This is a genomic window from Bowdeniella massiliensis, assembly GCF_023634005.1.
Lineage (GTDB): Bacteria > Actinomycetota > Actinomycetes > Actinomycetales > Actinomycetaceae > Bowdeniella > Bowdeniella massiliensis.
In genome coordinates this window covers 1-21,450 of the sequence record NZ_JALIQR010000019.1, presented here as the reverse complement: position 1 = coordinate 21,450, position 21,450 = coordinate 1, and the positions used below count along the sequence as shown (strand labels likewise).

The following is a 21,450-nucleotide window of genomic DNA, read 5'->3' as shown; positions in this document are numbered from 1 at the left end:
TTCGATAGCCGAGAGACGCACAATGGCGGCGGACCCAGCTGGGTTCGCCGCCATTGCCGTGCGCGGGGCGCGCTAGTTCTTGAGGTAATCGACGGCGATCGTCTTTTCGGCCGCGACGACATCCTCGACGGCTCCCACGGCGGCGCGTTCGATCGGCCCGGAAAACAGCGGGACGGAGGCCTTAACGTCGCCATCAATCGTGCGCGTGCACTCCGTCGCGGATACCGGCAGCAGCTCCATGCGCGCGTTCACCCGCACGGGCGCGCCCGCGATATCGAGCGAGAGGGTTCCGGCGCGGCGGCCGTCGCCATCGGCGGGCTCCCAGGCCTCGACGATGGTGACCTCTAAGACGGCGCCGACGAACCGTCGGGCCGCCTGCGGCAACACATCGGAGGGGATCTCGGCTCGGATCGTCACGGTTAAGTCCGCGCCGCCCGCGATCGTGACGGAGCTGCGCCTAGCGCCGGCGCGTTCGGCCTTGGTCCGCTGGAAGGACTCATCACGCCAGAGCTCGGCCACCTTGACAGCGGAGGCTGGGTACGTGACGGAGGTGGAAAAATGCATGAGGGCTCCTTGCCGTGGACATATTGTTCTCAGGTTACCGCTCGGGGTGTCACTTCGGCATGGCAGCACCGATAGGCTAAAGGGCGTGTCGAACTTAAACGATCTCATCCGGCGGCTCGGCGGCCTCGACGCCCGGCAGACGGAGTGGCTCCACCTTCTCGTCGGCGACTGGCAGATCCTGTCCGATTTGGCGTTTGCCGATCTCGTGCTGTGGGTGCCGGATGGGGAGGGGTTCACGGCGGTCTCGCACTGCCGGCCGTCCACCGGGTCGACGGTCCACCACGACGATGTCGTCGGGCGGCACATTCCCGAGGGCCGACGCGCGATGCTGGAAGAGACGATGGCTTCGGGCCAGATCCGTCGCTCCGAAGAACCGCGCTGGACGGGCTCCTACGCGGTGCGCGAGGACCTCGTGCCCGTCGTCTTTGAGGGCCAACCGATCGCGGTGCTTTCGCGCGAAGCAAACCTCGGGACCGCGCGCAGCCAGTCGCGGCTGGAACGCAACTATCACGGCGCCGCCGACGACCTGTGCGCGATGATCACCCGCGGCGAGTTTCCCTCGACGTCGGTGCCCGGCTACCGGCGCGGCATGCCGCGCGTCGGCGATGGCATGGTTCGCCTCGATCCCGACGGCGATGTCACCTATGCCTCGCCCAATGCGCTCAGCTGTTTCCATCGCCTCGGCGTGCAGGGCAACATGAATGGTCGCAACCTCGCCCAGGCGGTATCCGACATTATCGAGCCGCACTCGCTCGTCGATGAGACGCTTCCCGTCGTCCTGATGGGGCGGGCGGCGTGGCTGACCGAAGTGGAATCCTATGGGGTGTCGCTGACGCTGCGCGCCCAGCCGATTACGGAGCATGGCCAGCGTCGCGGCGCCATCCTGTTGGTGCGAGACGTCTCCGAGGTGCGTCGTCGAGAACGCGAGCTGCTGACCAAGGATGCGACGATCCGGGAGATCCACCACCGGGTGAAGAACAATTTGCAGACGGTGGCGGCGCTGCTGCGGCTACAGGCGCGGCGCTCGTCCTCCGATGAAACGCGCGAGGCACTGGGCGAGGCGATGCGGCGTGTTGCGACGATCGCGACCGTGCACGAGACGCTGTCGCAGACGATCGATGAGACCGTCGACTTTGACAACGTCTTCGTGCGAGTGTTGCGGCTGGCGGCCGATGTGGCCTCACCGGGCGATCATCCGACGACCAAGGTCATCGGCTCCTTCGGTTTCGTCGGGGCCGATGTCGCGACGAGCCTTTCCGTCGTGCTCATGGAACTTGTCTCGAACGCGGTGGAACACGGCTATGACGGGCAGGGCGGCGAGATCGAAATCGAGGCTCGGCGCGATGATTGCGATCTGACTGTCTACGTGCGAGATTCGGGCAGCGGCGTGACGGACGCGGGACCTGGAACCGGATTAGGGACGCAGATTGTGCGCACGTTGGTGCAGGGGGAATTGCGCGGAACTATTTCATGGAATCCACGTGAGCCGCAGGGAACCGAAGTGATTGTGCACGTGCATTTATGTAATCGCGCGACGACGGATGGTGAATAACGCAAAAAGGCGATAAAGGGCGGGGCCCGCAGTAATCTGCAGGCCCCGCCCTTTTTTGCGTTAGCGTTGGTGGTTGAGGATTAGCTGGCGCGGCGCGCGCGAGCGGTGCGGCGCTTCAGGGCGCGGCGCTCGTCTTCACTCATGCCGCCCCAAACGCCGGAATCCTGGCCATTTTCGATCGCCCACTTCAGGCACGTCTCCTGGACGTCGCACTGGCGGCACACGGCCTTGGCTTCCTCAATTTGGGTTAGGGCCGGGCCCGTATTACCAATGGGGAAGAAGAGTTCAGGATCTTCCGTCAAGCACTTCGCCTTATGACGCCAGTCCATTAACATCTCCTTGGGTGTGTTGAGCGTGCTACCGACACTTGACGGAGCCCTGCTCAACGTCATCGTCTGCGGTCTGCTCTCAAGCTTCGCACTAATGTGAGGGCGGCACAAGAGACGTTGCCACTGCAAGTCCGCCTCGTTGCGGTGTAGTTGATCACACGGCGTTTACTGTTCGGACATCCCGGCGTTACGAAGGCCGCGCGGTGCACGCCGTAGGCTAGTTGGGTGAAGTCCGAATCGAGTTTTCTTGCTATGCCGCGCCCGTTGCTGCTGTCCGTCGTGATCGGCGCTGTCCATGCGGCGATGTACGTGGTTTTTGCTGCGATCTGGTTTCCGGCAGCGATGACGCAGCCGAAGTTCGGCAAGGCGATGGCGCTGATGGCGGGGGCGGCGCTCGTGATGGCGCTCTGCCTCGGTTTGGCCGTCTTTGGCATTATTCGGCGGAAGCGGGCGGCGCGGGCGCCTCTGCTGACGCTGTTCTTGGTGGAGTTCTTCTCCTTCCTGTTCACGCTCGGCAACGTTCCGGGGTGGTTTTCGCTCATTGGGCTGGCCTCCGTGGTTGGTGGCTGGGGGTTGTTGACGCGCTCGACGCGGGAGTACCTCGGCGTCGAGGAGCGCCCGACGAAGTTCGATTAGGACGCCTGGGCTAGCTGGACTAGGACAGTTGGGCTAGCTGGACTAGGACGGTTGCGCTACCTGGATGACGTGGGCGCCGGCCGCGTCGAGCCAGACGCCCCGGCCCGGGGCGTTCATCGCGGGAGTGTGGGCGTAGACCCAGCTCGGGACGGGCCAGGCGAGGCCGGCGATGCGGTTCATCCGGTGGGGGTGCAGGAGCAGGACGGCGCCGGTGGCTTTGAGCTGGGCGAGCGCTCCCGTTGCCGCGAAGGAGACCCGGGCGGGATCACTGGCTGCGAGGATGAGTGCAGGGCGGGCGGGCGCTTGCGGGGCCGGGGCGGGTAAAGGCGCGCTTGCGGCGTCGTGGGGGTCGATCTCCTGGACGTCAAAGCCTCGAGCCATGAAGTGCTCGCGCAGCGAGTGCAGGGCCGTGCGGCGGCCGGCGCCGGCGGGCGCGATGACGAGCACCGAGGAAGGTGCCTCGGGAGCGAAGAGCTCGGCCGCGGGCGCGATCGCGCCAATGCCGTCCTTCGGGTGGCACGTGAGCGAGGTTGGCAGCGGCCGAAAGCGGCGAGGAGACGCGGCGAGTGCTGGGACGGGGGAGTGGGCGTCCGGGGCGAAGGCGTGGATGCCGGCGTCCGGGGAGGCGGCGCGGGGTAGCGGCGGAACGAAGGACAGCTGGATCTCGCGCTCCGTATAGCTCTCGCGTGCGCGGCCCGGGTGGGGCGCGAGGGCGCTGTGGTGCGGGAGCCCGCACAGCGTCTGGCTCATCGGGTCCAAGCCGGGAAGGATCAGGCGCTGCGGCATCGATCCGGCCCAGCGGGTGCTCGCCACCGAGGCATCCGCAGTGGCGATGACGCTGCGCGCCGAGCGCAGCAGACGCTCGATCATGTCGTTTCCCGACCCGATCCCGAACGCGTCATCGAGGTGCGCGCGCCAGGTGTGCAGGTCGTCGATCATGACCTCGAGCTGGCCGGGTTCGCTGGTGACGGCTTCGAGGAAGAGGCGCGAAAGGTGGGCGTCGGTTAGGGGGATGTGGCCGATGAGGCCGGGACGGGCTGCGCTGGCGTCGTCGCCGCCGATGAGGCAAATGCGGGCGGCGGGATCGCGCAGGCGCTGGGTGAGGGCGAGCCGGATGGCGGAGGATTTGCCGCTGGCGGCGCCGCCGAGGATCAGCAGGTGGCCGGGGCGCGGCAGGTAGGGGGCGTGACGGAGGTTTTCTGGCTCGTCGATAAGCCCCCAAGAGGGTGAATCGGGGGCAAGAGGTAGGTGGCGCGGCAGGGGCGGGGCCCAGGGCTGCGGTGCGGGTGCGCCACCGGCCAGCGCCTGCCAGGTGGCGGTGATGCGCTCAACGAGCGCGGTGACGTCGCTGAGCTCGCCTGCCCAGGCCCACTGGACCGTGGTGGCATCCTCGCTGGCGACGATTGCGCGGCCTGGGATTGCCGGCAACGCCGCCGCGTCGGGGGTGCCGAGGATGTCGGCCGAATCGGCCGTGGAGGTGACGCGCAGGCAGATGCGTAGCGGCATGTTGGCCCGCATCGTCGGGGTCACGGCGCCAGCTGGTCGCTGGGTGGCGGCGATGAGGTGGATGCCGAGCGAACGGCCCTGAGTGGCGAGGCGGACGAACTGATCGAGCAGATCGGGCTCATCGGTGGCGAGGGCTTGGAATTCGTCGATGACGACGAGGATGCGGGCAAGGGGCTCGCGTGGGCCGGCGAGCGCGTCGTACTCGGCAAGGGAGCGCACGCCACTGGCGTGAAAGATGCGTTCGCGCTGTTTGAGCTGGGCGGTGAGGGAGGTAAGGGCGCGCGTTGTGGCCGCCGGATCGAGATCGGTGAGGACGCCGATGGTGTGGGGCAGACGGCGCAGCGGCCCGAAGGCGGCGCCGCCCTTGAAGTCGACGAGCAGGAAGGTGAGGTGGCGGGGAGAGGTGGTGGCGGCGAGGGCGAGCAGCCAGCTCGTGAGGAGTTCGGATTTGCCGGCTCCGGTCATGCCCGCGACGAGGGCGTGGGGGCCGTCGGCGATGAGATCGAGGTGGCGGGGGCCGGCGGCGGTGACGCCGACGGGGACGGGCGCGGGCCCGGGAGGGTGGCCGGGGCGTTCCCAGCGCGCGCGGATCGCGGGCGCCGAGAGCTCGAGCAGGTCTGCGAGCGCGATCGTGGCGGGCAGGCCGCTGCCCTCGGCGGATTCGGCCAGCGCGGCGGCGAGCGTCATGGTGAAACGCGCCGAGGCTTCTGGCAGGCGGTGACCGCGACGGATGGGAAGCGGCGCCGCCCACGGGAGCGGTGCGCCGATGGTGATGACGACCTCGTCGGCCTCGGGAGAGTGTGCGGACTCGCTCGCAACGAACCGTACCCGCGCCTTGGCTTCCGGGTGGTGGGTGCGCACCCAGGGGCTATCGACGCTGAGCACGTCGGGGCTATGCATGGCGGCGAGCCAGCCCGCCAGCCAGCGCGCGTGGGCGGCCGCAGACTCACCCTGCAGGTTCCAGGCCTCACCCGGCTCGAAGGTCACGATGCGACGCAGGCACCGCGGCACGCGCGGGGCGTGGGCGCCGCGCTCGCCGAGCAGGACGGTGAGGAGAACCTCGTGCGCGGCGAGGGGCAGTGTGCGGGCGGCGGCCTTCGCCGTGCGCCGGGCGCGCAGCGAGATGAGCCCTGCGATCGCCATGGCGGCGGGCAGCGCGACCATCGCCCACCGCCACGCCGGCCCGCCCCAGGCCAGGGGGATCATGACGAGGCACATGAGCGCGGGCACGCCGATGCGGGTCAGGACACTCGAATCGAGGGGACGTTCCAGGCGGGAGGCGGCGATGGCGTGAAATTCGACGCGGGAGGCGCCCATCGTCAGGCGGCAAGGCCGGCGCCCGACGGCGAGTTTGCGATATTCGCCGCCGGCGACCTTCAGCCGCAGGCCGCGCGCATCGAGGCGGATCGTCGCGTGCATGCGGGAGACCTGCGGGTCGGTTAGGGCGATGTCTCCGGCGCGGCCGATCGTGTGCGTGCCGGGGCTGATGAGCTGGGCGTAGCCGGCGTCGGGCCCGGACAGGACGGAAAAGGCGATGGACATGGCCCCAGGCTCACACCGGCGCGGCGAACAATGCGGGCAGCTGTCGCGCAGGGCTCACGTCGCGGGCGGGGCGGCGCGGCGTGTGGATGGGCGCGGCCAGGCTAGCCGGAGAGGTCGTCGACGTTGAAATCCCGCAGCACGATGTGGGCAGGAATGATGGAGGAGAGTACTCCGGCGGGGATCGACAGGGCGATGAGCACGAGGATCGTGCGGATAGGGAAGTCGAAGGCGAGCGGGATTTCGGAGCGCGTCAACACGAGGATTGCGCCGACGATCCCGATGAGCGTTCCCCCGAGGACCCCAAGGACCGTGCCGATGACGGAAATGAGGAGGCCTTCGGCGGCCAGCGAGCGACGTAATTGGGCGCTCGTCATGCCGACAGCGCGCAGCAGGGCAACCTCCCGTCGCCGTTCCACAGCCGAGAGCGTCATCGTATTGGTCACGCCGACGAAGGAGATGATGACGGCGATCGCCAGCAGGCCGACGATGACGGCGAACAGCACGGAGAGCACCTGCTCGACGGCGCCGCGCACGATCTGCGAGCCCTCCAGCACGTAGGTGGCATTGGCCGACATTGGCGCGAACGTCGTGCGGGCGGTGTCGGTGGCCTGGTGCGCCATGGCCGGGTCGAGGGAAGCGAGAGCGACGAGCGACGTCGATTCGGGGTCGAGCGAGGCGAAGGTGGCGGTGGTCAGCAGGGCGGGCGACCAGGCGTCGGTGTGGATAACGCGCAGTTTTTTCGCCTCGGCCGGCGGCCTGCCAAGCCCCAGCGGATCCTGCTGGCTGGGCGAGGTGCCGAAGGTGCCCTCCTTGGCGCTCGCGGGCACCTCCACGGGCCGCGGCACCCACACGGTGACCTCGGTGACGTCGCGCGGAATACCGTAATCGGAGCTGAGAACGATCGTGTCGTCGCGTAGCGCGGGGGCGATATCGCTGTGATGCGCGGTCAGGGCGACCTCGAGGGGATCGACGCCGGCGGCCGAAACCGTCGTGCGTTCGTCCTCGCTGCCGTAGGACACGGCGAGCTCGGTGACCTGCCCGATGGCGACGTCGGTGACGCCCGGAATGGCGGCGACGTGTGAGCGCAGGAAGGTGGCCGCTTCGCGATCATGCTGCCCGTAGGCGGAAACTTCGAGGTCAAACAGGAAGAGGTCATCGAGCGTGGAGTTGATGGAGGCTTGCGAGAGCGAGGTCCCGACCGCCGTCATCGTGACGAGCGCCGTCGTAAGAAACAGCGCCATCGTCGTGGCCGCGACGCGCGCGGGATGGCGCGTGATGCCCGAGCTCGTGAGGTTCAGCGGGACGCGGCTCGTGCGCGGCAGCAGTGCGGCGATCCCACGGGCGAGGCGCCGCGCGAGGTAGGGCAGTAGGCGCGGCGCGAGGACGGCGAGACCCGCCACCATGGCCGCAACGAAAATGCAGGCGACGACGAGCGCGACCTGGAGCAGCGGGAAGGCCTCGGCGATCGGGGCGAGCCACGGCTGGATGAGCAGCGAGATGCCGAGGCCACCGACGCCCCCGACGATGAGGCCAAGACCAACCTGGGTGCGCCACGTGGCCGCGCGGCGATCCGCGGGCAGATCGGCCAGGGCCAGGGCCTGCAGGGGCGGCACCTTGGAGGCGATGATGGCGGGCCAGATGCTCGCAAGGATCGACATTGCGACGGCGGCGAACACGGGCGCGAGGATCGCCGCGGGGTTGCGCGGCAGCGCCATCTCGAAATTCGTGATCGCCGGCAGGTTTGCGAGGTAGGCCAGGGCCGCGGAGATGAGGCCGTAACCAAGCAGGATACCGGCGATACCGCCGATGAGCCCGAGCATCGCGGCCTCGATCATGACGGCGCCGCGCAGCTGGGCGGGTTTGGCGCCGACGCAGCGCACGAGCGCGAGGATGCGGATGCGTTGGGCGACGAGCACCTGGAAGGTATTGGCCACGACGAGCGCCGCGACGACCATCGCGAGCGCCGCGAACACGAGGATGATGGCGGGCAGCAGCGAGGTTTGGCCCGTCGTGTAATCCAGCCGCTCTTGGGAGGCGGCGGCAACCGTCTCGGCCGTGATCTCGTCGGGAAATTCGGCGGCGATCGCCTCGATGAACGCGTCCGGGTCGGGGATGGTCACGAGCACGCGGTCGACCTGCTGCGGCAGGGCCCCGAGGGCGTAGAAGGCGGAGATGTCGTCGGCGGAAATGACGACGCGTTCCGAATCGCCGAGCACCGTCGGCGGGGATTGGATGATGCCGGTGACCGTCACCGTGGGTTGGAACGTGCACTCCTCGCCGCTGCAGGCAAGGGCCTCGCGGTCGCCGGTTTCGGCGGTGAGTGCGGCGCCGGCGGCGACGGGCAGCGAGAGCGTGAGCTCATCTCCGATGCCGACGCCGAACGTCGCGGCCTGGCGCTGGGTGAGGGCGATCTCGCCGCGGTGGGAGGGGTCATATCCCTCCAGCAGGTGGTAGCGCGCGAAGGCCGAATCCTGGGCGGGCACGAAGACTTCGTGCACGACGCGATCCCCCTGGCGGATCCCGATCGTACCGGTGACGTCCAGGGCGGTATCGGTCACGAGCGGCAGGGCGGCGAGTTCGTCGACGGTCTCTTGGGTGAGGGGGCCGGCCACGGATTCGACGACGACGTCGGCGCGGCCGTAGTCCAGCGCATACATCCGCAGCGCGGCGGTGGAAATGAGGGGCGCGGAGAGCATCGCGACGGCGAGGAAGGCCGTGGCGAGCATGATGGAGATCCCGGCGGGCAGCAGCGCCGTGATGCCCGCTCGCAGATTAGCTCGTGCGAGTCGCCACATTAGACGACGGAGGAATTGACCGCGCGCAGCGCATCGAGGGCCGTGACGACGGAGTCATAGCTGGGGTGTTCCACGGTGCCGGCGATCGTGCCGTCGGTCAGCAGCAGGACGTTATCGGCGTAGGCGGCGGCCATCGGATCGTGCGTGACGAGCACGAGGGTTTGGCCAAATTCGCGCACCGCCGAGCGCAGCAGGGACAGCACCTCGGCGCTCGTGCGGTTATCGAGGTTGCCGGTGGGCTCGTCGGCCATGATGACGTCCGGATCGGTGATGAGCGCCCGGGCGATGGCGGTGCGCTGCTGCTGGCCGCCGGAGAGCTCACTTGGCAGGTGTTCGAGGCGATCGGTCAGCGATAGCGCGTCGGTGATGCGCGTAAGGTCCGCGTCGTTGATCGTGCGGCCCGCCAGATCGAGCGGCAGCGTGATGTTTTGCCGCGCGGAAAAATGCGGGACGAGGTTATAGGACTGGAAGACGAAGCCGATGTGGTCGCGGCGCAGCTCGGTGCGCTCGTTTTCGCTCATCGTCGTGAGGTTGGCGCCGCTAACCTCCACGTGACCGCTGGTGGGCTCTTCCAGGCCCGCCAGGATGTGCAGCAGCGTCGACTTTCCGGAGCCGGAGGGCCCCATGATCGCCGTGAACTGGCCGGGCGGGATGTCGAGCGAGACATCGCTGAGCGCGCGCACGGCGGACTCGCCGGAGCCGTAAACCTTCGTGAGGTTGCGTCCGGCGAGGGCGATACGTGAGTCAGCTGAGCTTGACATGGTGCTCATCGTAGATGCGGCCACGGTGCTATCGAATCACGTCGACGGTTGATCATTCATCCACCCCTGGGGGGAGTCGGGCTAGGCTCCGGGGGCGACGAGCCCGGTTTCGTAGGCGATGATGACGGCCTGGACCCGGTCGCGGGCACCGAGTTTGGCAAGGACGCGCCCGACGTGAGTCTTGACGGTGGCTTCGGCGACGAAGAGGTGCTCGGCGATCTCCGTGTTGGAAAAACCGCGGGCCATTTCGGTTAAGACCTCGCGCTCGCGCTCGGTAAGGGCGTCAAGGACGGAGGTGTCCGCACGCTGCTCGGCGGGCAGCACGTGGGCCAGGTGTTCGATGAGGCGTTTGGTGGAGCTCGGGGCGATGACCGCGTCGCCGGAATGGACGGTGCGGATCGCTTCGAGCATGTCCTCGGGGGGCGCGTCCTTCAGCAGGAAGCCGGAGGCACCGGCGCGAATGGCTTGCAGGACGTATTCGTCGAGGTCAAACGTCGTCAAGATGATGACCTTGGGGCCGGTTCCAGCGGCGGTGAGTTCGGCGGTGGCTTGCAGGCCGTCCATATTGGGCATGCGCACATCCATGAGGACGACGTCGCACGTGTAGGAGCGCAGCGCGCGCAGGGCTTGGACACCGTCGCCCGCCTCCACGACGACTTCCATGTCGGGCTGGGAGTTGATGACGAGGGAGAAACCGGCGCGCACGAGCTGCTGGTCGTCGACGATCGCGACGCGGATCGGAGTGGTCATTGCGTGTCCTTGGATGAGTGATCGGCTGGGGACAAGGGTAGCCCGAGTGCCGGGGTCGGCGGCGGCGAGGTCGGCACCGGGAGTTGGAGGTGGACGCGGAAGCCGCCGCCTTCGCGGGGTCCGGCCGTGAGCGAGCCGCCGAAAACGCCGGCGCGTTCGCGCATGCCGAGCAGGCCCTGGCCGCGGCCATCGTTGGGAGCGCCCGCGCCACGCCCGTCGTCGTCGATCTTGAGATCAACCGAGGAGTTCAGCCACTGCAGCACGACGGTGATGCGGGCATGCGGCCCGGCGTGCTTCAGGCAATTGGTCAGGGCCTCTTGGCAGATGCGGTAGATGGCAAAGCCCGCGCCCGGGGGCAACGGGCGGGCGACGCCGATGCGCACGAGGGAGATATCGAGCCCGGAGGAGCGCATCTGGGCGATGAGTTCATCGAGGTCGGAGTCCACCGGCTGTGGCAGGCGCGGGGAGGCGTCGGTGCCGTCATCGCGCAGTACGCCGAGGATTTTGCGCATGTCGGCCAGCGCGTCGCGCCCGACCTGGCCGATGGTTTCCAGTGCGGTAACGGCCGCGGCGGGGGAGGCGGAGGCGGCATAGCGGCCGCCGTCGGCCTGGGCAATCATGACCGACAGGGAGTGGGCGACGATGTCGTGCATCTCGCGCGCGATGCGATTGCGTTCAGCGGTGGTGGCCAGGCTCGCCTGCTGGTCTCGGTCTTCTTGCAGGGCGCGATTGTGCGCGGCCAGGGCGGCGATCTCGCGTTGGCGCAGGCGTCGGGTCAGCGCGATCGACCATGTCATCGTGACGGCGCCGGCGCCGCCGAGGAAGGCGTACAGGCCGTTGATCGGGCGGGGGCGATCACCAAAGGCGAGCGTGCCCGACCAGACGGCGATGATGATCGCGCCGATGTAGGCGCCGACGATCCCAAGGATTTGGGCGAACTTCGAGCCGTAGAGTACGACGGAGTACAGCGCCGAGAGCACGAGCAGGTCCACCGGCAGCAGATGCGCGCCGACGGCGAAGTGGGCGAGCGCGCACAGGTAGATGAGCGCGGCCGAGGCCGCGGGCAGGGTGCGCCTGAAGGCGGTGGCCAGCGGCATGATGACGCACACGGCGTAGACGGCCGGCACGAACGGCTCATGCTCAGCGTTGGAGATCGCGGCGGTCAGGGCTGCCGTCGGTCCCCCGATCATGACCGGCAGCCCGAGCATGATGAAGGCGCCCGCGGCGAGCAGGACGTCGCTGCGCCCGGGCAGGAACGCGACCCGCGGCGCGGCCTCGGGTGCCTGCTCACTCATAGCAGTGTCGCCGACTCGATGAGGTGCGGCGCGTTATTGCGCACTGCATTGACCTCCGTGGAGACGACGTGGTGGGTGAGCTCGGGCGGGGCGAGCTCAAGCATCGAGATCGCCTCCTCCGGCTCCGTTATTGCGGGATCGAGCCAGGAGTCGATGACGTCGGAATTCAGGATGACGGGTTCGCGCTCGTGCAGCTCGGCGAGCTCGGCACGGGCCGCGCGCGTGAGGATCGTGCACGTCATGAGTTCCTCGCGCCACAGCGAGTACATGCCGGCAAACGCAATGACGCCACCGTCGGCGCGGTGGATATAGTGCGGCGTTTTTAGCCGCCGGCCGGCCTCGGGGGCCTGCCACTCGTAGTACCCGTCGGCGACGACGATGCAGCGGGAGTAGCGGATCGGGCCGCGATAGGACGGTTTTTCGGCGACGGTCTCGCTGCGCGCGTTGATCATGCGCGAGCCGATCGCCGGGTCCTTCGCCCAGTGCGGCACGAGGCCCCACCGCGCGAGCTCGAGGGTACGAATCGGGGCGGGGGAGACGTCGGTCGCATCGCGCACGATCCGCACCGCTTGGGTGGGCGCCACATTCCAGCTCGGCAGCAGCTCGGCCGCGTCGGGAGTGACCAACTGGATACGAAAAACGTTGACGAGGTCATCGGCGTCGCGGAACTGTGCATAGCGGCCACACATATGGCCATTATCCACCACGATGAGACAATGGAGCCCATGAGCACGCCTAGCGATGACCTGCCCGCAACGATCGAGTCCGAGCCGCAACTTGCCGCCGCCCAGAGCCGCTGGAGCGAGCTCGCCGAGCAGGTCGATGCGGCACGCGAGGCCTACCACGGCGGCGATTCGCTGCTCATGGCCGACGCCCAGTACGACGAGCTCATCCACGAGCTGCGGGCGCTCGAAGAACGCTTCCCGCAGCTGCGCACACCGAAGTCTCCGACGGTGCAGGTCGGCGCGCCCATCAGTAGCGACTTCGAGCGCGTCACCCACCCCGAACGCATGCTCAGCCTCGATGACGTCTTCTCTCTCGACGAGGTCCGCGCGTGGTATCAGCGCATGGAGCGCGAGCTCGGAGCCGAGCCCGCCGTCGTCGCCGAGGTCAAGATTGACGGGCTCGCGGTCGATCTCATCTACGACGACGGCGTCCTTACCCGAGCCGCGACCCGCGGCGATGGCCGCGAGGGTGAAAACGTCACGGCGAACGTCAAGACGATCGCGGGGCTGCCCCACACGCTGCCCGCGCCCTATCCGGCGCGCGTGGAGATTCGCGGCGAGGTCTACTTCCCCTCCGAGAAGTTCGCCGAGCTCAAGGCCGCGCAGGAGGCCGCCAAGGAAAAGGTCTACGTCAACGCCCGCAATGCGGCAGCCGGCTCGCTGCGGCAAAAGAACCCGGCTGATACCGCCGCCCGCCCGCTTGCCTTCCTCGCCCACGGCCTCGGCGTGTGGGACGCGACAAAAACCGCGCCCGCCCCCACCACGCAGATGGGTTTCATCGAGCAGTTGCGCGCCTGGCAGATCCCGACGTCGGATGCGGCCCGCCTCGCCCACTCGATCGATGAGGTCATCGAGATGATCGCCTATCACGGCGAACACCGCCACGATCTCGCCCACGAGATCGACGGCATCGTCGTCAAGGTCAACGACATCGCCGCGCAACGCGAGCTCGGCGCTACCTCCCGCACCCCGCGCTGGGCGTGCGCCTACAAGTACCCGCCGGAGGAGGTCACGACGCGCCTGCTCGACATCCAGGTCAACGTCGGACGCACCGGCCGCGTCACGCCCTTCGGCGCCATGGACCCGGTCTTCGTCGCCGGCTCCACCGTCTCCCTCGCCACCCTGCACAACCGCGACGAAGTCGCGCGCAAGGGCGTCCTCATCGGCGATCTCATCGTGCTGCGCAAGGCGGGGGACGTCATCCCCGAGATCGTGGCTCCCGTCGTCGACGTGCGCGACGGCAGCGAAGTCGCCTTCGTCATGCCGAGCACGTGCCCCAGCTGCGGCACCGAGCTCGCGCCCGCCAAGGAGGGCGACGTCGATCTGCGCTGCCCCAACCGCAAGGACTGCCCCGCCCAGGTCACGGGCCGCGTCGAGCACGTGGGCACCCGCGGCGCGCTCGATATCGAGGGCCTCGGCGAAGAAGCCGCCATCGCCCTCACCCAGCCGGAGGCCAAACGCCCGGAGGTCATCGCGGCGCTCGCAGACGGTGCCACCGTCGAGGACGAGTTCCGCCGCCAGCTGCGCATCGACCTACCCGAGGACGCACCTGCGGCCGAGCGCCTGGCCGCCGCCGAGGCGCTCCTGCCCGCCCCGGCCGAGCCGGCCCTGGTCAACGAGGGCGGCCTGTTCGCGCTCAACGTTGATGACCTGCGCGACGTGTTCGTCTGGCGCAAGGCCAAGCCCTCGGCGCCGATCCTGGGCGAGCTGCCCGAAACCGCCGGCGAGGTCGCCGAGCTCATCGCGGCCGCTGGCGCGGCACCCAGGCCCGTAGGCGAAGACGAGATCTGGGTGCGCTACCCCTACTTTTCCAAGCAGCGCACGGCGGTGCGCCAGCGCAGCCGCGGCGGCGTGAAGTACTACTTCGCCGAGCGCCTGCCCATCGAGCCGAACGCCGCCGGCACCGAGCTGATCGCGGGCCTGGAGCGCGCAAAGTCCAAGGAGCTGTGGCGCGTCCTCGTGGCGCTGTCCATCCGGCACGTTGGGCCGACGGCGGCGCGCGCACTGGCCCAGCGCTTCGGCTCTCTTGAGGCAATCGAGGCCGCGAGCATCGAGCAACTCGCAGATGTCGAGGGCGTGGGCCGCATCATCGCCGAATCCGTCGCCGCCTGGTTCGAAGTCGACTGGCACCGCGAGATCGTCGCCGCCTGGCGCGCCGCGGGCGTCCAGCTCGCCGATGACCGCGACGAGTCCACCGAGCAGACCCTCGCCGGCCTCACGGTCGTCGTCACCGGCTCGCTTCAGGGCTACACCCGCGATGAAGCAAAAGAAGCAATCCTCGCGCGCGGTGGCAAGGCCGCGGGCAGCGTGTCAAAAAAGACGAGCGTCGTCATCGTCGGGGAGAACGCCGGCTCCAAGGAGACCAAGGCGCGCGAGCTCGGCGTGCCAATCCTGACAGAGGAGGGCTTTGAGCGCCTGCTTGCCGAAGGCGAGGCGGCGCTGAACTAGAGAAGCGGGCGCAGCGGGCGCAGGAACCTCTCCAGCACGCGCTTCCAGCGGGCCCGATGCTCCCAGCGCGCGAGCTCCAGCTCCTCGCAGTTGGTGAGGTCGGTGTGAAAGACGCGCTCCATGACGCGCGCCTGATCGGCGTCAAAGATTTCGAGGTTAATCTCGAAGTTGCCGAGCATCGAGAGCCGGTCGATATTCGTCGTCCCGACCGTCGTCCACCGGCCATCAACCGTCGCCGTCTTGGCGTGCACCATCGCCTCGCGGTACAAAAAGATCCGCGCCCCGGCCTTCAGCAGCGTTTCGTAATATCCGCGCGAGACCCAGTCCGCGACGACGTGATTGGACACCCGAGGCACGATGATGCGCACATCGACGCCGCGCTTGCACGCCGCGATGATCGCGGCCGTAATGTCCTCATCGGGCAGGAAGTAGCCCTGGGTAATGAGGACGTGATGGTCCGCGCGGTCGATCGCATCGAGGTAGAGCCCGCGGATCGGGAACATCATGCGGTTGGGCATGTTGAGCGCGGCACGCACCCGCGAGTCCCAACTCTTCGCGCCCCGATCGGGCAGGACGGGATGATGACGTTTGCGGTAGGCGTTCCAAAAATCGACGTAGGCGTTCGTCAGCTCCCACACGCTCGGCCCCACCAGCCGCACGTGGGTATCGCGCCAGGTATCGGCATACAGCTTTCCGATGTTGAACCCGCCGACGAAGCCGATTTCCTCGTCGACGACGAGGATCTTGCGGTGATCGCGGCCCGCGTGGCGCGGGTTTAGCGTGAGCAGGCCCGGGCGGATGAGCGGGAAGGGCAGGACGTGCAGCGCCGGGTCGAAGCGCTTAAAGGCGGGGGAGACGACGAGGTTAGCGAAGGTGTCATAGATGATGAAGACCTCCACCCCGCGGTGCGCGGCGGCGGTTAGCTCCGCTTTGAACTGCCGGCCGACCGGATCGTCCTTCCAGATATAGGACTCGAACAGGATGAGCGATTTGGCCTCGCGGATCGCGCGCAGCATGTCCTCATACAGCGTCGCGCCCTCGGTGTAGGTCGTCAGCTCCGTTTTGTGGACGGTAGCTCGCTGGGGCGGCAGCGAGGGGAAGCCGCCGTGCGGTCCCTCGCGCTTTTTTCGCACGGCATCGACGGCGGTCAGGACCGCGGCCGCGCCGAGCTGCGCCGTGAACGTGACCGCGAGCCCGGTCAGCAGCGCCCGCGGGATGGATCGGCCCCGGATTGTCCATCGCTTCATTCCATCTACCTTACCAACCGGGCGGCCCCGGGCCGCAGCACCACGCCCGGTGCCAACCCACTACACTTTGAGACATGTCGACAATCTCCAGCTCAGAAGTGGCCCGCGTGGCCGACCTGGCTCGACTGGCACTCACCGATGACGAAATCGAGCGCATCGCGCGCGAACTCGACATCATCGCCGACGCCGTCGCCAAGGTCGCCGAAGTGGCCACCCCCGATGTGCCCGCCACCTCCCATCCGATTGCGCTTTCCAACGTCATGCGCGATGACGTTGTTGGCCCGACGCTGGACCGCGATGAGGTCCTGGCGCAAGCGCCCGCAAGCGAGGACGGCGGTTTCCTCGTGCCGCAGATCCTGGGGGAGGACTAAGACGTGTCGACCATCTACCAGCTGAGCGCGGCCGATCTCGCCGCGCGCCTCGCCGCCGGCGAGTTGAGCGCCGTCGAGGTCACGACGGCCTTTCTTGATCGAATCGATGCCCACAACGGCGAGCTCAACGCCTTCCTGCACGTCGATCGCGAGGGCGCGCTTGCCACGGCCCGCGAGGTCGACGAGCGCCGCGCGGCAGGCGAGCAGCTGCCACGCCTGGCCGGAGTCCCGATCGCGCTGAAGGACAATATCGTCACCCGCGGCATGCCAACGACCTGCGCCTCGGCCATGCTGGCCGGCTGGCTGCCGCCCTATGACGCCACCGTCGTCACGCGCATCAAGGCCGAGGGCATGCCCATCCTCGGCAAGACGAACATGGACGAGTTCGCCATGGGCTCCTCGACGGAGAACTCCGCGTTCGGGCCGACGAAGAACCCGTGGGACCACACCCGCATTCCGGGCGGCTCCGGCGGCGGATCCGCCGTGGCCGTCGCCGCCGGGCTCGCCCCGCTCGCGCTCGGTTCGGACACGGGTGGCTCGATCCGCCAGCCCGGCGCCGTCACCGGCACCGTCGGCGTCAAGCCCACCTACGGCGCCATCTCGCGCTACGGCCTGATCGCCATGGCCTCCTCGCTCGATCAGATCGGCCCCGTTGCGCGCAGCGTCACCGACGCCGCGCTGTTGCAGGACGTCATCGCCGGCCACGATCCGGCCGACTCCACCTCGCTGACCGACGTGCCGGGCGATCTCGCCGCCGCGGTCTCCGAGGGCCTTGACCTTTCCGGCGTGCGCATCGGCGTCGTCCGCCAGCTGCAGGGCGAGGGCTACCAGGCCGGCGTCCTTACCGCCTTCACCGATACCGTCGAGCAGCTGCGCGCCGCCGGCGCCGATATCCGCGAGATCGACTGCCCCAGCTTCGAGTACGCCCTGTCGGCCTACTACCTCATCATGCCCGCGGAGGTCTCCTCCAACCTGGCGCGCTTTGACGGCATGCGCTACGGGGTACGCGTCGAGCCAGAGCACGGCCCCGTCACCGCCGAGACCGTCATGGCCGCCACGCGCGGCGCAGGTTTCGGCGACGAGGTCAAACGCCGCATCATTCTTGGCACCCACGCGCTGTCGGCCGGTGTCTACGACGCCTACTACGGCGCTGCCCTGAAGGTGCGCACCCTCGTCCAGCGCGATTTCGCCGCTGCCTTCGACGAGGTCGATTTCCTCATCTCCCCGACGGCACCCACGACGGCGTTCGCCTTTGGCGAGAAGTCCGATGACCTCATGGCGATGTACCTCAACGACGTCGCCACGATCCCGGCCAACCTCGCAGGCATCCCCGCCATGAGCATCCCGTGCGGTCTCGCCAGCGAGGACCAGATGCCCGTCGGTTTCCAGATCCTCGCGCCGGCCCGCGCCGATGATCGCATGTACCGCCTCGCCGCCGCGGTCGAACAGCTCGCTGCGGCCCCCGCCTGCCCGGGCCTGAAGGAGAACTAGTCATGACGAACCTCATGGATTACGCCAAGGCCACCTCCCAGTTCGATCCCGTCCTCGGCCTGGAGGTCCACGTCGAGCTCGGAACCGAGACGAAAATGTTCGACGCCGCCCCCAACGCCTTTGGTGGCGACCCGAACACCTTCATCACGCCGACCTCCCTGGGCCTGCCCGGCTCGCTGCCCGTCGTCAATGCCAAGGCGGTGGAGTACGCGATCAAGATCGGGCTCGCCCTGAACTGTGAAATCGCCGAATCCTGCCGCTTCGCGCGCAAGAACTACTTCTATCCGGACCTCGCCAAGGACTTCCAGACCTCCCAGTCCGACGAGCCGATCGCCTATGACGGCTACCTCGATGTCGAGCTGGCCGACGGCGAGGTTTTCCGCGTGGAGATCGAGCGCGCACACATGGAAGAAGACGCCGGTAAGAACGTCCATATCGGCGGCGCCGACGGCCGGATCCACGGCGCGGAGTACTCGCTGGTGGACTACAACCGCGCGGGCGTCCCCCTCGTCGAAATCGTGACTCGCCCGCTCGCGGGCGCGGGCGCGCGCGCCCCCGAGGTCGCCGCCGCCTACGTCCAAACGCTGCGCGATATCTTCCGCGCCCTCGGCGTCTCGGAGGCCCGAATGGAGCGCGGCAATGTCCGCGCCGATGTCAACGTCTCGCTGCGCAACAGCCCCGAGGACCCCTTCGGTACCCGCACGGAGACGAAGAACGTCAACTCCTTCCGGTCCATCGAGCGCGCCGTGCGCTACGAGATTTCGCGCCAGGCCGCGATCCTCGATAGCGGCGGCACGATCACCCAGGAGACGCGCCACTTCCACGAGGAAGACGGCTCCACGTCCTCGGGCCGGGAAAAGTCCGACGCGGAAGACTACCGCTACTTCCCCGAGCCGGACCTCGTGCCCATCGCGCCCGACCGCGCCTGGGTCGAGCAGCTGCGCGCCGAACTACCCGAGCTGCCCGCCGCCCGGCGCCGCCGCCTGCTTGACGAATGGGGCTTTAGCGACATGGAGATGCGCGACGTCATCAACGCCGACGCACTCGACGTCATCGAGGCCACCGTCGCCGCCGGCGCCGCGCCGGCCGCCGCCCGCAAGTGGTGGATGGGCGAACTCGCGCGCACCGCGAAGGACGAGGGGATCGCTCTCGGTGACCTCGCCGTCACGCCCGCCCACATCGCCGAGCTGCAGGGCCTCGTCGACGACGGCACCCTCACCGATAAGCTCGCCCGCCAGGCCCTGGCCGGCGTACTCGCGGGGGAGGGCAGCCCCGCCGAGGTTGTCGAGCAGCGCGGTTTGAAGGTCGTCTCCGACGACGGCGCACTCGAGGCCGCGGTCGATGAGGCGCTGGCCGCCAACCCGGACATCGTCGCCAAGATTCAGGGCGGCAAGGTTCAGGCCGCCGGCGCGCTCGTCGGCGCCGTCATGAAGGCCACCCGCGGCCAGGCCGATGCCGCCCGCGTCCGCGAGATCATCATGACGAAGGTCGGCGCCTCCTAGCGCTGCTCACCAGTCGATCGGTCCCACAGTGTCGGGGTAGCCGTGCCATATTCTGCTGGCATGGCTACCCCGACACCCGCATATCGCGTCTCACTTCGTATCGACATGCCCGCCACGACGGCCGGTGCTTCCGAGATCGTCGCCACCGCCGCGGCCACCGGGGCCCTTGTGACGGGCCTGGACGTCGCCGCCTCCGAAGGCGGCCGCCTGCTCGTCGACCTCACGTGCGATACGCGCGATTCGCGCCACCGCCGCGAAGTCGTCGCCGCGCTCGAGGCCGTGCCCGGCGTCAAGGTGCGCACCGTGGGCGACGCGACCTTCCTCGCCCACATCGGCGGCAAGCTCGAAATCGCCGCGAAAGCCCCGCTGCGCAACCGCGATGACCTCTCCCGCATCTATACCCCGGGCGTCGCGCGCGTGTGCAAAGCCATCTACGACACCCCCGCCAAGGCGCGCCAACTCACGATCAAGAAGAACACCGTCGCCGTCGTAACCGACGGCACCGCAGTCCTCGGCATGGGCGATATCGGCCCGGCCGCGGCCCTGCCGGTGATGGAGGGCAAGGCGGTGCTCTTCAAGGAGTTCGGCGGCGTTGACGCCTGGCCCATCGTCCTCGATACCAAGGACACCGAGCAGATCATCGCGATCGTCAAGGCGATCGCCCCCGCTTACGCCGGCATCAACCTCGAGGACATCTCCGCGCCCCGCTGCTTCGAAATCGAAGAGCGCCTGCGCGCCGATCTCGACATCCCCGTCTTCCACGACGACCAGCACGGCACCGCCGTCGTCGTCCTTGCCGCCTTGCTCAACGCGCTCAAGGTCGTGGGCAAACGCATCGAGGATGTGCGCATCGTCGTCTCCGGGGTCGGCGCCGCCGGCCATGCCATCATCCGGCTGCTCGCCGCCCAGGGCGCGCGCGACATCGTCGGCTACGGCCGCACCGGCGCCCTGCATGCCGGCGACGTCGAGGGCATGAACTCCCACCGGCGCTGGCTCGCGGAAAACACCAACCCGCGCGGCGTGACCGGCACGCTACAAGAGGGCCTCGCCGGCGCCGACGTCTTCATCGGCGTCTCCTCCGGTGACATCCTCACCGGCGATGACATCGCCACGATGGGGCCCGGCGCGATCGTCTTCGCGCTGGCCAACCCCACCCCGGAAGTCGATCCCACGGACGCCGCCGAGCATGCCGCCATCGTTGCCACCGGCCGCAGCGACTACCCCAACCAGATCAATAACGTCCTGGCCTTCCCGGGCCTCTTCCGCGGCCTGCTCGACGCCGAGGTCTCCGCGATCTCCGACGAAGTCCTGCGCGTTGCCGCCGTCGCCATCGCCGAGACGATCGCGCCCGAAGAGCTCAACCCGGCCTACATCATCCCAGGCGTCTTCGACCGGCGGGTCGCCACCCGCGTCTCGCGGGCGGTGCAGGAAGCCGCTCATGAGCACCAGGCGTGACGACGGCCACCTAACCATTTGAGTGTGATCTGCTTCATAAACTAGCGGCTAAGCGGGAGCGCGGCGGTGTTTTGCCCGGAATCCCGGGCAAAACACCCCCGCACCGCAGCGCCCGAGGCGACTTGACCCGGGCTAGGCAGGGTCGTAATGTCTTACCTGTTGCCGCGACGGGACAAGCGCCCGGAGCAGACAACAGGCCCGGGATCGAGGAGCTTCAAGCCCTGAGATCCAGGCCACGAGAGCCGGACTTGACAGCGAGAAAGTCGCTCTGCTAAGTTAGGTTCTCGGCCCTGGAAGTCCGGGGCAGAAATCCTCACCTTCTGAATGATCAGCAATCCTTGCGGATCGGACAGCTGTGTGGTGGTTCCTTGATAACTCAACAGTGTGTCATTTTGTATTTTTTGTGATGCCATTTGGCCTGTGCTCGCCTTTTTTTGGTGGGTGTGGGTTGTTTTGTTTGGTTGGCTGCCCCTTTTTTTGG

At 68.2% G+C, this 21,450-nt stretch carries 16 protein-coding genes; 7 read left to right on the top strand and 9 right to left on the bottom strand.

Annotated elements, in window-relative coordinates; genetic code table 11:
- Positions 1-72: 72 nt before the first annotated feature.
- Complete coding sequence (locus MUN85_RS11745) at positions 73-564, bottom strand: DUF2505 domain-containing protein (protein WP_250506870.1); 492 nt, start codon at positions 562-564, stop codon at positions 73-75.
- A gap of 85 nt (positions 565-649) precedes the next feature.
- Here MUN85_RS11745 and MUN85_RS11740 point away from each other — a divergent pair, with 85 nt between their 5' ends.
- Positions 650-2,116 carry a sensor histidine kinase gene (locus MUN85_RS11740; RefSeq protein ID WP_250506869.1) on the top strand — a complete coding sequence of 489 codons (1,467 nt, stop codon included), beginning with the start codon at positions 650-652 and terminating at the stop codon, positions 2,114-2,116.
- An 80-nt stretch (positions 2,117-2,196) separates the two neighbouring features.
- Here the strand turns inward: MUN85_RS11740 and MUN85_RS11735 are convergent, their stop codons facing one another.
- Complete coding sequence (locus tag MUN85_RS11735; protein WP_092565950.1) at positions 2,197-2,445, bottom strand: WhiB family transcriptional regulator; 249 nt, start codon at positions 2,443-2,445, stop codon at positions 2,197-2,199.
- 225 nt (positions 2,446-2,670) lie between these two features.
- Between MUN85_RS11735 and MUN85_RS11730 the strand changes: the two genes are divergently transcribed.
- Entirely contained in the window at positions 2,671-3,081 is a 411-nt protein-coding gene (locus MUN85_RS11730) for a hypothetical protein (protein ID WP_143027427.1), read from the top strand.
- Between the two features lie 42 nt (positions 3,082-3,123).
- Here the strand turns inward: MUN85_RS11730 and MUN85_RS11725 are convergent, their stop codons facing one another.
- The 6 genes from MUN85_RS11725 to MUN85_RS11700 form a co-directional block, all read right to left on the bottom strand.
- Positions 3,124-6,129, bottom strand: a complete 3,006-nt coding sequence (locus MUN85_RS11725) for a type VII secretion EssC family protein (protein WP_250506868.1) — start codon at positions 6,127-6,129, stop codon at positions 3,124-3,126.
- Between the two features lie 101 nt (positions 6,130-6,230).
- A complete protein-coding gene (locus MUN85_RS11720) occupies positions 6,231-8,924 on the bottom strand; it encodes an FtsX-like permease family protein (protein ID WP_250506867.1) in 2,694 nt (897 codons plus the stop codon).
- Positions 8,924-9,685 carry an ABC transporter ATP-binding protein gene (locus MUN85_RS11715; RefSeq protein WP_348647982.1) on the bottom strand — a complete coding sequence of 254 codons (762 nt, stop codon included), beginning with the start codon at positions 9,683-9,685 and terminating at the stop codon, positions 8,924-8,926. The genes MUN85_RS11720 and MUN85_RS11715 overlap by 1 nt, the downstream gene beginning before the upstream one ends.
- Before the next feature lie 81 nt (positions 9,686-9,766).
- Positions 9,767-10,435: a response regulator gene (locus tag MUN85_RS11710; RefSeq protein WP_250506865.1), complete on the bottom strand. Its 669-nt coding sequence runs from the start codon at positions 10,433-10,435 to the stop codon at positions 9,767-9,769.
- A complete protein-coding gene (locus tag MUN85_RS11705; RefSeq protein WP_250506864.1) occupies positions 10,432-11,730 on the bottom strand; it encodes a sensor histidine kinase in 1,299 nt (432 codons plus the stop codon). Before MUN85_RS11705 ends, MUN85_RS11710 begins: the two co-directional genes overlap by 4 nt.
- The gene (locus MUN85_RS11700; protein ID WP_250506863.1) at positions 11,727-12,419 is read right to left on the bottom strand and encodes an SOS response-associated peptidase; all 693 of its coding nucleotides are present in this window, start codon (positions 12,417-12,419) and stop codon (positions 11,727-11,729) included. Before MUN85_RS11700 ends, MUN85_RS11705 begins: the two co-directional genes overlap by 4 nt.
- Positions 12,420-12,446: 27 nt before the next feature.
- On the opposite strand from MUN85_RS11700, the gene ligA reads away from it, so the two are divergent.
- On the top strand, positions 12,447-14,903 hold the full coding sequence (ligA, locus tag MUN85_RS11695; RefSeq protein WP_431603563.1) for an NAD-dependent DNA ligase LigA: 2,457 nt from the start codon (positions 12,447-12,449) through the stop codon (positions 14,901-14,903).
- Here the strand turns inward: ligA and MUN85_RS11690 are convergent.
- Positions 14,900-16,150, bottom strand: coding sequence for a phospholipase D-like domain-containing protein (locus MUN85_RS11690; protein ID WP_250506861.1), 1,251 nt, complete (start codon positions 16,148-16,150; stop codon positions 14,900-14,902). The genes ligA and MUN85_RS11690 overlap by 4 nt on opposite strands.
- 74 nt (positions 16,151-16,224) lie before the next feature.
- Here MUN85_RS11690 and gatC point away from each other — a divergent pair, with 74 nt between their 5' ends.
- The 4 genes from gatC to MUN85_RS11670 are packed head-to-tail and all read left to right on the top strand — an operon-like array spanning position 16,225 to position 20,969.
- A complete protein-coding gene (gene gatC / locus MUN85_RS11685) occupies positions 16,225-16,521 on the top strand; it encodes an Asp-tRNA(Asn)/Glu-tRNA(Gln) amidotransferase subunit GatC (RefSeq protein WP_250506860.1) in 297 nt (98 codons plus the stop codon).
- A 3-nt stretch (positions 16,522-16,524) separates the two neighbouring features.
- Positions 16,525-18,012 (top strand): Asp-tRNA(Asn)/Glu-tRNA(Gln) amidotransferase subunit GatA, encoded by a 1,488-nt coding sequence (gene gatA, locus MUN85_RS11680; protein ID WP_250506859.1) that lies wholly within the window; start codon positions 16,525-16,527, stop codon positions 18,010-18,012.
- 2 nt (positions 18,013-18,014) lie between these two features.
- Positions 18,015-19,514: an Asp-tRNA(Asn)/Glu-tRNA(Gln) amidotransferase subunit GatB gene (gatB, locus tag MUN85_RS11675; protein ID WP_250506858.1), complete on the top strand. Its 1,500-nt coding sequence runs from the start codon at positions 18,015-18,017 to the stop codon at positions 19,512-19,514.
- A gap of 60 nt (positions 19,515-19,574) precedes the next feature.
- Complete coding sequence (locus MUN85_RS11670) at positions 19,575-20,969, top strand: NAD-dependent malic enzyme (protein ID WP_250506857.1); 1,395 nt, start codon at positions 19,575-19,577, stop codon at positions 20,967-20,969.
- Positions 20,970-21,450: the final 481 nt, after the last annotated feature.

Coding starts and splice junctions, on each gene's coding strand:
- MUN85_RS11745 (WP_250506870.1), bottom strand. CDS start 564: ATGCATTTTTCCACCTCCGTCACGTACCCAGCCTCCGCTGTCAAGGTG.
- MUN85_RS11735 (WP_092565950.1), bottom strand. CDS start 2,445: ATGGACTGGCGTCATAAGGCGAAGTGCTTGACGGAAGATCCTGAACTC.
- MUN85_RS11725 (WP_250506868.1), bottom strand. CDS start 6,129: ATGTCCATCGCCTTTTCCGTCCTGTCCGGGCCCGACGCCGGCTACGCC.
- MUN85_RS11720 (WP_250506867.1), bottom strand. CDS start 8,924: ATGTGGCGACTCGCACGAGCTAATCTGCGAGCGGGCATCACGGCGCTG.
- MUN85_RS11715 (WP_348647982.1), bottom strand. CDS start 9,685: ATGTCAAGCTCAGCTGACTCACGTATCGCCCTCGCCGGACGCAACCTC.
- MUN85_RS11710 (WP_250506865.1), bottom strand. CDS start 10,435: ATGACCACTCCGATCCGCGTCGCGATCGTCGACGACCAGCAGCTCGTG.
- MUN85_RS11705 (WP_250506864.1), bottom strand. CDS start 11,730: ATGAGTGAGCAGGCACCCGAGGCCGCGCCGCGGGTCGCGTTCCTGCCC.
- MUN85_RS11700 (WP_250506863.1), bottom strand. CDS start 12,419: ATGTGTGGCCGCTATGCACAGTTCCGCGACGCCGATGACCTCGTCAAC.
- ligA (WP_431603563.1), top strand. CDS start 12,447: ATGGAGCCCATGAGCACGCCTAGCGATGACCTGCCCGCAACGATCGAG.
- MUN85_RS11690 (WP_250506861.1), bottom strand. CDS start 16,150: ATGAAGCGATGGACAATCCGGGGCCGATCCATCCCGCGGGCGCTGCTG.
- gatC (WP_250506860.1), top strand. CDS start 16,225: ATGTCGACAATCTCCAGCTCAGAAGTGGCCCGCGTGGCCGACCTGGCT.
- gatB (WP_250506858.1), top strand. CDS start 18,015: ATGACGAACCTCATGGATTACGCCAAGGCCACCTCCCAGTTCGATCCC.
- MUN85_RS11670 (WP_250506857.1), top strand. CDS start 19,575: ATGGCTACCCCGACACCCGCATATCGCGTCTCACTTCGTATCGACATG.